This window comes from Devosia sp., from assembly GCF_028290645.1.
Taxonomy (GTDB): domain Bacteria; phylum Pseudomonadota; class Alphaproteobacteria; order Rhizobiales; family Devosiaceae; genus Devosia_A.
In genome coordinates this window covers 1-10986 of sequence record NZ_JAQGJL010000005.1, presented here as the reverse complement: position 1 = coordinate 10986, position 10986 = coordinate 1, and the positions used below count along the sequence as shown (strand labels likewise).

General features: G+C 64.3%; 15 protein-coding genes and 1 pseudogene. 6 read left to right on the top strand and 10 right to left on the bottom strand.

Features of this window, described 5'->3' with window-relative positions; genetic code table 11:
* A partial coding sequence (locus JWQ89_RS00225) for a GIY-YIG nuclease family protein (RefSeq protein WP_299637380.1) occupies positions 1-313 on the bottom strand: 313 nt, incomplete at its 3' end.
* On the bottom strand, positions 310-1101 hold the full coding sequence (locus JWQ89_RS00220) for an SDR family oxidoreductase (RefSeq protein WP_299637378.1): 792 nt from the start codon (positions 1099-1101) through the stop codon (positions 310-312). The genes JWQ89_RS00225 and JWQ89_RS00220, both read right to left, overlap by 4 nt.
* Before the next feature lie 518 nt (positions 1102-1619).
* Here JWQ89_RS00220 and JWQ89_RS00215 point away from each other — a divergent pair.
* The 3 genes from JWQ89_RS00215 (at position 1620) to JWQ89_RS00205 (ending at position 3567) form a co-directional block, all read left to right on the top strand.
* On the top strand, positions 1620-1943 hold the full coding sequence (locus JWQ89_RS00215) for a hypothetical protein (RefSeq protein ID WP_299637376.1): 324 nt from the start codon (positions 1620-1622) through the stop codon (positions 1941-1943).
* A 66-nt stretch (positions 1944-2009) separates the two neighbouring features.
* On the top strand, positions 2010-2957 hold the full coding sequence (locus JWQ89_RS00210; RefSeq protein ID WP_299637374.1) for a DMT family transporter: 948 nt from the start codon (positions 2010-2012) through the stop codon (positions 2955-2957).
* 169 nt (positions 2958-3126) lie between these two features.
* Positions 3127-3567 carry a hypothetical protein gene (locus JWQ89_RS00205; RefSeq protein ID WP_299637372.1) on the top strand — a complete coding sequence of 147 codons (441 nt, stop codon included), beginning with the start codon at positions 3127-3129 and terminating at the stop codon, positions 3565-3567.
* A 42-nt stretch (positions 3568-3609) separates the two neighbouring features.
* On the opposite strand, the gene JWQ89_RS00200 is transcribed toward JWQ89_RS00205, so the two are convergent.
* From JWQ89_RS00200 to JWQ89_RS00170, 7 genes are all read right to left on the bottom strand, one after another.
* Entirely contained in the window at positions 3610-3828 is a 219-nt protein-coding gene (locus JWQ89_RS00200) for a hypothetical protein (RefSeq protein WP_299637371.1), read from the bottom strand.
* Positions 3829-3891: 63 nt separating this feature from the next.
* The gene (locus JWQ89_RS00195) at positions 3892-4368 is read right to left on the bottom strand and encodes an SH3 domain-containing protein (RefSeq protein ID WP_299637369.1); all 477 of its coding nucleotides are present in this window, start codon (positions 4366-4368) and stop codon (positions 3892-3894) included.
* 145 nt (positions 4369-4513) lie between these two features.
* Positions 4514-4879 (bottom strand): SH3 domain-containing protein, encoded by a 366-nt coding sequence (locus JWQ89_RS00190; protein ID WP_299637368.1) that lies wholly within the window; start codon positions 4877-4879, stop codon positions 4514-4516.
* 158 nt (positions 4880-5037) lie between these two features.
* Complete coding sequence (locus JWQ89_RS00185; protein WP_299637367.1) at positions 5038-5394, bottom strand: hypothetical protein; 357 nt, start codon at positions 5392-5394, stop codon at positions 5038-5040.
* A 152-nt stretch (positions 5395-5546) separates the two neighbouring features.
* Positions 5547-5918: an SH3 domain-containing protein gene (locus JWQ89_RS00180; protein ID WP_299637365.1), complete on the bottom strand. Its 372-nt coding sequence runs from the start codon at positions 5916-5918 to the stop codon at positions 5547-5549.
* 99 nt (positions 5919-6017) lie between these two features.
* Positions 6018-6416 (bottom strand): SgcJ/EcaC family oxidoreductase, encoded by a 399-nt coding sequence (locus JWQ89_RS00175; RefSeq protein WP_299637363.1) that lies wholly within the window; start codon positions 6414-6416, stop codon positions 6018-6020.
* Between the two features lie 20 nt (positions 6417-6436).
* Positions 6437-6769, bottom strand: a complete 333-nt coding sequence (locus JWQ89_RS00170) for a cupredoxin family copper-binding protein (RefSeq protein WP_299637361.1) — start codon at positions 6767-6769, stop codon at positions 6437-6439.
* Positions 6770-6936: 167 nt separating this feature from the next.
* Here JWQ89_RS00170 and JWQ89_RS00165 point away from each other — a divergent pair, with 167 nt between their 5' ends.
* Positions 6937-7134: a hypothetical protein gene (locus JWQ89_RS00165; protein ID WP_299637359.1), complete on the top strand. Its 198-nt coding sequence runs from the start codon at positions 6937-6939 to the stop codon at positions 7132-7134.
* A gap of 531 nt (positions 7135-7665) precedes the next feature.
* On the opposite strand, the gene JWQ89_RS00160 is transcribed toward JWQ89_RS00165, so the two are convergent.
* Positions 7666-8376, bottom strand: a complete 711-nt coding sequence (locus JWQ89_RS00160; RefSeq protein WP_299637357.1) for a hypothetical protein — start codon at positions 8374-8376, stop codon at positions 7666-7668.
* 433 nt (positions 8377-8809) lie between these two features.
* On the opposite strand from JWQ89_RS00160, the pseudogene JWQ89_RS22465 reads away from it, so the two are divergent.
* Both JWQ89_RS22465 and JWQ89_RS00155 read left to right on the top strand, forming a co-directional pair.
* Positions 8810-9097: pseudogene (locus JWQ89_RS22465) on the top strand (DUF4062 domain-containing protein); the annotation flags it as partial.
* Positions 9098-9148: 51 nt separating this feature from the next.
* The coding region (locus JWQ89_RS00155) for a hypothetical protein (protein ID WP_299637355.1) at positions 9149-10986 on the top strand (1838 nt) is incomplete at its 3' end.

The window sequence follows — 10986 nt, the reverse complement described above, 5'->3', positions numbered from 1 at the left end:
CGTCGCGCAGCAGCACGTTGAAGCGCGGTTTTAGGCGCTTGATCAGGTTGGCCTCGAGCAGCAGCGCTTCGGCTTCCGTCTCGGTGCGCACGAACTCCATGTTGCGCGTCGCTTCGATCATCCGACGGATGCGGATATCGAGGCCTTCGGGGCGCGTGTAGTTGGTGACGCGCGCCTTCAGGTTGCGCGCCTTGCCGACATAGACGACCTCGCCGGCCTCGTCGAACATGCGATAGACGCCGGGCGAGGAGGGCAGGGTCTTGACGAAGTTGCGGATGACGTCCGCGCCGTGGATCGGAGCAGTGTCGGTCATTTGCGCCTCGGGGTCGGCCCGCGGCGGGCCGGCCATTCGATGTGCTCGCCGCCATCGAGGGCGAGCATCTGGCCGGTCATCGACGGCAGGCCGAGAATGGCGAGAACGCCATCGGCGATGCCGTCGGCATCGGCGGCGTGGCCGAGGGGCAGTTTGGCGAGGCGGCGCGCGTGGGCTTCGGGCGTGACGTGCGGGGGCGGCACGGTGGGGCCGGGGCCGATGGCGTTGACGCGGATGCGGGGCGCCAGGGACTGGGCGAGGGTCCGGGTCATGGTCCAGAGCACGGATTTCGACAGCGTGTAGCTGAAGAAGGCGGGGGGCAGGTCCAGCACGCGCTCGTCGATGATGTTGATGATGTTGCCGCCGGCGCCCGCCGGAAGCTGGGCGGCGAAATCGCGCGACAGGAAGGCGGGGGCTTCGGCGTGGATGGCGAAATGCGCGTCCCACAGGGCCTCGTCGAGATCGGCGACGGCATCGCGCTCGAACAACGAGGCGTTGTTGACCAGGAGGGTGAGGGGGCCGAAGAACTCGGCGGCCTTGGCAATGACGCGCGAGCGCTGGGTGCGATCGGCGAGGTCGGCGCCGAGCGTCGCGGCGTTGCCGCCGGCGGCGAGGACGTCGGCTGCCAGCGCCTCGGCCTTTTCGGCGGAGTTGCGATAGTGGACGACCACGGCCCAGCCTTCGCGGGCGAGGCGGCGCGCAATGGCGGCGCCGATGCGATCGGCTGCACCGGTGATGAGGGCGACACGGCCGGGATCGGCCGGGGAACGTTTGGCTGTGGATGTCATGAGTCGAAACGGAAGATAGGCGCTCGGGGGCACGGGTTCAATTCTGGACGCGGGCCGCGATGCAGAGGAGTGCGGGGCGGGGAGGCTTGCAATGTCGTCGCTGGGGATGACATCGAGTGCGCGGGAAGGATTTTGGAAACCAAACCTCCCAGCAACACTCACCCGCATCCCTCGCGCCGGGTCAATCCTGCGAAAGCGGACACCTCTGTTTTCGGCCTCTCAACCTGCGCCCACGGGGAGATCGCAATCGGAGGTTCCCGCTTTCGCGGGAAATGACACCGAGTATGCGGAAGCGCCTTGCGGCAACGAGAGACCCACCCAGCCCAACCACGCGTAAGTCCGGGCCGGGCTCTAGTCTTTCCATCTGACAGTAGAGCTGTCGCAACTGCTTTATCCCCTAGAGTTTCGTGGGCTGGGGGATGGGGTTCTACCGACTCTGCCTACTCGCGCCTATGCTCGGTGCTGCGAGTTGGGGGCCACACCCGGCTTCCAAACGCTGGATCTGAGGAGCGTCCAAAATGGAAGCAGTTGTTTCGATTCTCGTGCAATTGATAGGAGGGGCCATCGGGGGCAACGGCATTGCCGCCGTCCTGAAGCAGGTCAACCTGGGACCGGTCGGCAATACCATCGCCGGCGCAATCGGCGGCTGGCTCGGCACCTGGCTGGCGGCGCAGATACCCGGTCTTGCCGGGCTCGTGGGCGGCGCTGCCGTCGCGGCCGGTACGGGCGGGCTCGATATCGGTGCGCTGGCCGGGCAGGGGCTGGTCGGGATCATCGGTGGCGGTATTCTCACCACCATCGCCGGGCTGGTCAAAAACGCCACTATGAAGAGCAGTACATAAGCGGCATAAGTCGCGGCTACCTGCCCCGGGCCGCCGGTCCGGGGCTTCCGACGTGCAGAGATTTCCATGACCGAGCCCACGACCGGGCAACCCCGCCGCCGGGCCGACAATGTTGCGCTCGGAATCGGCCTCAGCGTACTCGCCATCGTCATTTTCGGCATCCAGGACGCGGTCTCCAAGTCGCTGGTGCAGCATCATTCGCCGTTCCAGATCGCGATGCTGCGGTTCTGGGCGTTCGCCGCGTTTTCGCTGGTGCTGGCGAGCCGGCAGGGGCCGTTGAAGCACGCGTTCCGTTCGAAGCACCCGTGGCTGCAGGGGCTGCGGGCGCTGCTGCTGGTGGTGGACATCTGGGCCTTCGCCCTGGCGCTGAAGACGGTGCCGCTGGCGGAACTGCAGGCGATCACGCTGGTCTATCCGCTGCTCGCGACGCTGGTGGCGATCCCGATCCTCGGGGAGCGGGTCGGGCTGTTCCGTATCGTGGCGGTGTTCGTCGGCTTCTGCGGCGCGATGATCATCGTGAGGCCGGGCGGGCTGCCGATCGACGGCGGCGTGCTGTTCGCGCTGGTCTCGGCGTCGAGCTATGCGGTCTATATCGCGCTGACGCGCAAGGTTTCGAGCGTCGATACGACGGCGACGAGCATGGTCTATGTCGGGGTCGGCGGGCTGGTGCTGACCACGGCGGTGGGGGTGTTCTTCTGGCAGCCGATGGACCTGACGGCGATGGTGCAGGTCGGGTTCGTGATGATCACCTCGACGGCGGCGCATGGGCTGATGATGGTGGCGCTGTCGCGCGCGCCCGCCAGTACGCTGCAGCCCTTCAATTATTTCTCGCTGCCCTGGGGGATTTTCCTCAGCTACCAGTTCTTCGGCCATCTGATCGACCCGATTTCGCTGATCGGCGCCGGGGTGATCGCGGCCGCGGGGCTGGTGGTGATGGCGCGCGAGCGTCACCTGAGCCAGCAAGGCAAGAAAGCGGCGCCGAGCCCGGTGGAGGAAGAGACGCTGGCGCATTGAGGGGCGCGGGCATCGGTGTCGCTTCGCTCCGATCGCGCAACCTATGGTTGCGGGCCCCCTCATCCCACCTTCGGCTTGAGACTGCTTTGAAAGCCCGCGCCTTGAATCCTCGCTCTGCCGGGGACATTTGAATTGCGACGGGCGTGGTGGCTCGGGCAAGGGGATGACGATGGTGGCTTTACTGGAAATTGCGCTGGCGCTCGGGCTCATCGGGCTCGTCGGCAGCTACTTCTTACGCGGCAGGCGGGACGCCGAGCGGCAGGAGGTGACTGAGCGGCGCGTCGAGGCCTATATGCACACCATCCGGCGCGAGGGCGGGAACTCGGAGCTGGCGGCGATGAGCGACCTCGAGCTCAGGGACCTGCTGCTGTCCAGCGCCCGGAACCTCAGGGTACAGGCGGAGCGCCGGTGGTACATCCTGATTGGCGGCAGCGCGGCCGCGGTGCTGGCGGCGATCGCCATCGGCACCGAAGAGGGGACGCGCGGCTTCGGCATCGCGCTGTTGCTCGCGGCGGTGGTGCTCTACGGGATCAACGAGTTTCTGGGCCGGCGCATGCGCGAGCCGCTGACGGCGCGCGGGATCGACGTCGAGCGGCTTCGGGTGGAATGATCACGTGGGGCCGCTCGTCGCCGGTCGCCCCGGCACGCGGGATCAGAGCCGGCGCATCTTGCCGATCATGAAGACCAGGGCGGCGGCGATGATCAGCACGACGGGGGCGAGCACCATGAGCGACAGGATGGTGCCATCGATATGCAGGCTCCCGTTCTTGGTGAGTTCGGAGAGTCCGAAGCGCTCGATGAGGAAGATGCCCAGACCCACGCTGGCGAGGGTCGAGGCGAGCTTCACATAGGGTTTCATCTGAGTGGCCATTCGGGGCGCCGGCGCTGTTGACGCGAGTTAGATAAGCCGCGTCAACGCGACCTGCAAGCGGGCTCAGTCGCGAGCGCACACCTGCGCGATGACGCCGGCGATGCAGATCTCGCTGCCGTAAAACTGGGAGTTGCGGTAGCGCTGGTGCGGGCGCTCGAGGAAGAAATAATCGTCGTAGAAGCGCTCGCCGCCGTAGTAGCCGCCGGCATAGTCCCTGTCGGTGTAGTCGGGGTATGGGTAGTAGTCCTCTTCGTCATTGTAGTCGCGGCCGCCGCCGTAGCTGTCGGCGGTGAGGAAGTTGGCGTTGACCCAGCCATCCGGGCCCGACTGCCGGATGAGGCACCAGGCGCCGCGGCAGTAGTCGATCGCGACCGGTTGGCCGGGGCCGAGCACATCTACGACGGCGAAACTGGCGCCGGCGCCGGCGCGGACATTGACCGCGGCGGAGGCAAAGGCCTCTGCGGCAGTGGCCGCCGGGGCGGCGAGAGCGAGGGCAAACAGGGCGCCGGAGGCGCCGAGGGCCAGGCGATTGAGGGACATGTCAGGCTCCTTTAAGAAGCAACGCGCGACATGTCCCGAACGCGGCAAGCCCGCTGCGGGTTTCCTTAACGCAAGATGAAGAAAGCGCCGCCGGGGGGAGGATCCCGGAGGCGCTCGCGGATCGGCCGGGCTGCGGCCGGTGGGATCAGTAGTTGGCGCCGAGGCAGAACTGGGCGCTGTTGCCTTCGACGCAGAAATTGCTGCCGAAGCCGAAGCCGGGGTTGACCGGGTAATCCGGGCCATCGTCGTAATAGTCGAAATCGAGCACGGAGGCCTTCACCCAGCCGTCGGGGCCGGGGATCTGGAGCTTGTACCAGTTGTTCCACTGGCCGACGACCTTGACCTTGTCGCCTTCATCGACGCCGTTGACCACCGGGGAGCCGTTCTGGTGGAACTTGCGGACATTGGCGTCCTGGTCGACATAGGCCCAGGTGGCGGCCATGGAGGCGCCGGCGGTGGCGAGCACGAGGGCGGTGGCGAGGGCGGTCAGCTTCAGCGTGTGGGTGATCATTCGAGTCCCCTTGAGAATGGTTGGTGGCGTTGCTGCCATAAGTGTGACCGTAACGGGGCGAAGCTGAACGCATCCTGAAGCCTGCCTTAATGTAGAACGCGCCCCCGGGAGGGTCCCGGAGGCGCGCTTTGGCTGGAGCGGAGTGCGGTCGGGTAGGCTCAGTAGCCGCCGCTCAGGCAGAACGAGGCGTTGTCGCCGTTGATGCAGAACGAGCCGCCGTAGCCGTAGCCATAGCCAGGGAACGGGCCGGGGCCGGGGGTGAAATCGAGGACGTTGGCCTTCACCCAGCCGTCCTGGCCGGGGATCTGCAGCTTGTACCAGTTGCCCCACGAGCCGATGATCTTGACCTTGTCGCCTTCGGAGACCCAGTTCACGGTCGGCGAGGCCTGCTTGTGGAACTGCTTGACCTTGGCGTCATTGTCGACCCAGGCGTACTGGGCGGCGAACGAGGCGCCGGCGGTGGCGGCGACGACGAGGGTGGCGAGGGCGGCGGTCTTCAGGGTGCGAGCAAACATTTTCTGCTTCCTTCGATTGCGTGGTGGCATCACTGCCTTGACCGCGAAATTAGAAGGACGTGCCTGAACGGTAGCTGAAACCGTTGTTAATGTGGAATTTTTTGGCGCAGCCGGCCGAAACGGTTCATCTCTGTGGCGGCGTGACCCCAAGGTCAGCGGCAGAAGAGACTGTCGTCATCACCATCATGGCAGCGGTCGAGCGGATTGAGCGGATTGAACTCGAGGAAGCGGTGCGGGGTGACCTCGAGCTTGGCGCCCGAGCCGACGAGATAGGAGCCGCGCACCCAGCCGCCGGGTTCGCCGTCATCGGCGATGAACAGGCACCAGTTGGAGTCGCGGGTGCAGCGCACGAGGCGGACTTCGGCGCCCTGCTCGAGCGTGCCGATGGTCTCGTAGCGGATGCCGGGGCCGGCGCGGACCGGCAGATCGGCGGAGGCGCGGGCGGTGCTGCGCGATGCGGCTTCCGCGGGGGCGGCGAGGAGGGCGGCCGACATCAGGGCGATGGCGAGGAGGGCGGTGCGCATGGGCGGCTCCGGATTGGGGTGCGCTGAGCAACGCGGCAATCTGGGCGGTATTGCGGCGGGCCTGTTGTGTCACGGGACCGGCGGCGGGCGTTGGGGAGCTCAGCCATGTGGCGCGGGGCGGGGTGGGAAGAATTTCGGGTGAGACTCGAGGACCAGCCAGCGATTGCCCACCTTCTTCATGACCTGAACGACGTGGCCTTTGAGCGGCGGGCCGGCGGGGCCGGTGACTTCGATGCCGCCCTGCCAGATGGCGAGCTCGGGAGTCAGCAGCCGCACCGTGCCGCGTTCCTGGTGCAAGGCTGCGCCGGCCATCGGCCCCTCGAACAGCTTCCTGTAGGCGGCGGCGAGTTCGGCGCGGCCGCGCTGCTGGTCGCCGAAGGCCCCCACCCGGACACCGTCCTCGGTGAAGAAGGTCGCGGCGCGCTGCGGATCGGCCAGGTTCCAGGCTGCCGAGAACGCCTCGACCTCGGCGATGATCGCGTCTTGCACGGTGTCCATCGGGCTCTCCCGTCGGGGGGTTAGCGGGCGGTTACGGTGCCTTTCATCGAGGGGTGGATGCGGCAGATATAGGCGTGGGTGCCGGCGGCGCTGACCTTGACCCTGGCGCTCTTGCCGCGGGACAGGCGGCCGGTATCGAAGGCGCCGTCGGTGGCGGTGGCGGTGTGGGGGGCGCTGTCCTTGTTCACGAAGGTGATGGTGTCGCCCTTGGCGACGCTGAGCCGCGCGGGCAGGAACTTGTGCCCCTGGATGACGACGGTGTGCGCGGCCGCCTCGGCGGGCAGGGGGGCGAGGGCGAGCGTGCCCATGGCCAGGGGAAGGGCGAGGGCGGCGGCTACGAACGGGTTACGCATGCAGAGCCTCCTTTCGGGTGGATGCCGGAAGGCTAGGAGGCGGCGGGCGGGGGTGCAATGCGGGATCGCGGACTGGTGAAGGCGTGCGATCACATTGCCACGGACGGCTGGACTCGGGCGGGGCGGCGGCGCTAGAACAAAACCAGAACATATGCAGGAGCCGACCCATGCCCAGCCACACGCTGCCCCTCAACGACCGGACCGGCCGGCATCCGAAGCTGACGGCAGCGGAGGCGGCGGAGCTGGCGGGCAAGGGGTTCCGATTCTCGATCTTCAGGCCGGAGGAACAGGAGTTCCGGCTGAGCCTGCCGCTGCAGACGATCGAGGACCGGGTGCATGGGACGCTGACGATCGAGCAGGGGTGAGCATGGCCGGGCTTTCGGGCGGATGAGGGGAGCGATGGGCGTAGCGGGGCGCCCGATCGCCGGGGGCCTCGGGGGTTTGTGGGCAGTGGGACGTTGGCCGGCGAGGCGTTTGCCCCACGCGGGTAGTCCGCAATGAATATCGAGGCTCACGCCTCGCCGGCCGACCGGGGTTTTGGGCTTATGCCACGGAGGGCTCGGGGCATCCCGTGCCGCATCGCGAGGACGAAGGGTTTTGGTCGTCGGCGACCCAAAGGGGTCCGGCCCGCCGCCGCTGCCCGCTGCCCTTGCCCGGCAGCTTTCGTCCCTCGATGGCGCCGGCAAGGCGCCACCCCGCGTGCATAGCGGCTCCCCCGCGCTACCGGGGCGACCGTCATGGTTTCAGCCTGGAGCGACGCGACCATCGCTCCACCCGACCATCTCCAGCCCAGACCGTTCGTCGCGACCCCGTCCCATGCGGGAAGACGAGGGGGTTATCGCATGGGGGGAGAGGGCGGGGATAAGTTGGGGGGAGATTTCTTGTGGGGGGCCTGGTCAGGGGCCGAAGCGGGCAAGTGCGGCTATTGCCTTGGGGTTGCCGGTGGCGGCGCGCTCGCGCAGCACGCGGAGGAAGGGCGTTGGGTCGGTGCCGGAACGCTTCATGAGGTCGAAGGCGCGGGCGTAATCGACCTTGACGCAGGGCTCGCCCATGAAGATGCCGTAGAAATAGGTGCTGACGGCGCGGGCCATGCCCGCCTTGCTCTGCTCGGCATTGGCAAGGATCGACTTGCAGCTTTGTGCCTCTTCGCCGGTGGGCGTGAGCAAGGTGACTTCGACGGGCGGCTTCTTGCCCGTGACGCGGGCGATGAGCTTGTCGAAGCGGACACGTTCCTTCCGGAGCTTGAACGGCACCTTGGTGGCGCCCTCGAGTTTCAGCGGATCGCCCTCGACGCGCTCGTCGATGGCCCACCACCAGAGCCGGTATTCCATGCACTCCCAGTCGCCGCCCTTATGGCCGGTGACCGGGTTGTAGCTGTTGGCGGTGTAGGCAAAGCAGATATCGGCGCCGGAGCGCTTCCACTTGCCGGGCAGGATGACCGAATTGCCGGGGTACCACAGCCAGGCCCCGCCACCGGGCGACAGGTACTCGACCTGCGTACCGTGGCCGGCATCGTGGCTCATGTTGGTGTAGCCGCCGATTTGAGGCGCCGCGACGGCCGGCGCGGCGACGAGGGCGAGCAGCAGGGCAATGGCGGGGAGGCGCATCGGAGGCTCCGGGTTGGCGGGGCAATGTGCTGTGGCGTCGGCTGACGGGCAAGCGGGTGGCGCGGCTATGGTTAGGGCGATGACGGCGGGCATCTTCCGCGCGTACCAGCGGCTTGACCGGCGAACCGTTCCGACCGTCGTGGTTTCAGTCTGGAGCGACGCGACCATCGCTCCACCCGACCATCTTCCGGCGCAGACCGTTCGTCGCGACCCTGTCCCATGCGGGAAGACGGGGGAGTTATCGCGGGGGAGAGGGCGGGGATAAGTTGGGGGGAAATTCTGTGGGGCGGATGTGAGCCTCGGCATCGTCTGCATGGACACATCAACAAGGATTGGGCGATCGCGCGTGCGAGACATGGGCATAACTCCGTAAGCGGCCCTTCACTCGGCGTCCCTGCCACAATAATGGTTTGGAGAATCTGGGGCGATAGCGGTGCCAATTACGAGGAACATAGTTCGGGTATTTCTCGCTTCTCCGGGAGATCTCTCAGACGAACGAAGACAGGCAAAGGTCGTCGTTGACGAGTTCAATCGAACTTGGGCGAGTTTCCTCGGATATGAGGTGGAGCTAATTGGATGGGAAGATACCGTCACCCAACTGGGGCGCCCCCAAGAAGTAATTAACAGGGACATGGATACCTGCGAGTTATTCGTGGGAATGATGTGGAAACACTGGGGGTCGCCTCCTACGGACGATGGAACCTTCACATCAGGGTTCCAAGAGGAGTTCAGTCGTTCTCTGCAGCGGCATGAGGCGACTGGAGAGCCTCAGATGAAGCTATTCTTCAAGCGCGTTGATCCTCAGTACCTATCCGATGCGGGACCGAGTCTCACCAAGGTGCTCGAATTTAGAAGGAGCGTTGTCGCCGATAGGAAAGTTCTGTTTGAGGAGTTTGGAAGCTTAGATGAGTTTTCAGACAAGCTTCGAAGGGGCCTGTCGAGCCATATTCAAGCACTTGCTGCTGTCAGCCAGGTCAGCACAAAAAAGTCGGCGGAACCTCCACCCAAGGAGGCTACCCCACGGGTGCCGAGTTCGACCACGCCTCCCCCGAGAACGGCCCTGGTAAATTACTTGACTGCGCTTTCAGAAGTCCTTGCCGACAGCAACCAGACTACTGACCGGCCGATGGATGCAGTGCGCCTCCGGCTGATAGGGGGGTTTCTGGCCACTGCCTCGAATGACCGGCTGACACTTGAAGTTCACGATGCGAATTTGGCCTTCCTGCATAGGAACGAGGTCGAGTTCTCGCCCGGGGAGGTGGTGGGACTCCGTAACTCTGGCCTAAGCCACTACGCCGACGAAAACGCTCCGCTTTGGCATTGGCTCTATGACTTCCGGGGTGTGTCGCCAGCACGGCAACTCTCGTTCGTGGCCGCCTATAGCAAGGTTGAGGAAATCCGCCTTGGCGCAATCGCGGCGCTAACCACGATTGGTCTAGAACCAGATTTTGGTTCGAATACTCGGGAAGAGTATCTGAAATCTCTGATTGGAGCTCCCAACTCCACTTCTGTGAAGCTTGCGGCTTTGACCTACATCGGTCGTTTTGGCAAGCCAAGTGATGTTCAGTTGATCTCCGCAGAACTAGCAGAAAACGACTCTGCAACGCAATCGGCGGCACACGAAGCGATGGCAAGACTGTTGTCACGATCAAGCAGGGATAGCGCGGCGGCGTATTTGTTGTCCGCTTCGTTTGAGAGTCTTCCATCTGACCTTATCGATGCTATTTTGCCGGAGAGCACTCGGCTTGATGAGCATACGGCGGAGTCGGCTCTGGCCCACAGATCGCCACGTGTGCGGCTGATTGCGTTACTGTCGCTGATCTCTAGAGGAGTTGCGTCTAGCCAGACCCTTGAGGGCGCCCTGAAGGACTCTAGCTCTCGCGTAAGGGTGACTGCTCTATTGGAGCAAGAACGACGTGGGCGAAAGCTCTCTTCCTTACAAGGCAAAGAACTTCTGAGGCAGAGGGCATCGAGATCGGGACTCCTTGGCGGGCTAGAAGCTATCAATGAGGTCGAGAGGTATGAGCGTTCGCATTTAAAGATGCTTGATGCTAACGATCTTGAAGCAGAAGCGTCCGATTCGACAGTATACAATCAATCGGCAATTCTTGAAAGTATAGAGCGGAATTTTGATTCACGCGGTGATCAGCTACGAAGCGCGTTGCGATCCAGCTTTCAAGAGCTAATTGCTCCACATTTGCCGGCCGAGGGCGAAGATGCTTCTCTCCTAGAGTACGTTCGATCCGGTTTGATACGCGACGCGCTTTCGATTTTGGTTCGGCAAGGATCGAGGAATGATCTTCCGATCGTAAGGGATGTTCTGAAGGAAGGAAAAGTCGCTCTGAGGAAGGAAGATGTTGAATATCTTCGTGAGAATTGTACTAAGGCGGACTTCGAATTTCTGCTTTCGATTCAGAGTATAGAAAAGTCTGGCGGAAGTGGCGGTGATAAATCAGTCTATGGTAGTTATGCAAAGTTGTTGCTCAGCCTTTCTAGCTCAGTGACGGTCCTTCTTGATCGCCTAACGGATGTCAGTACCCTCCAAGGGGTCCTGTTCGAACTTAGTGAGCAGCAGGTAACGAAGCTTCTCCCAGAGGAGTGGGATGCGCT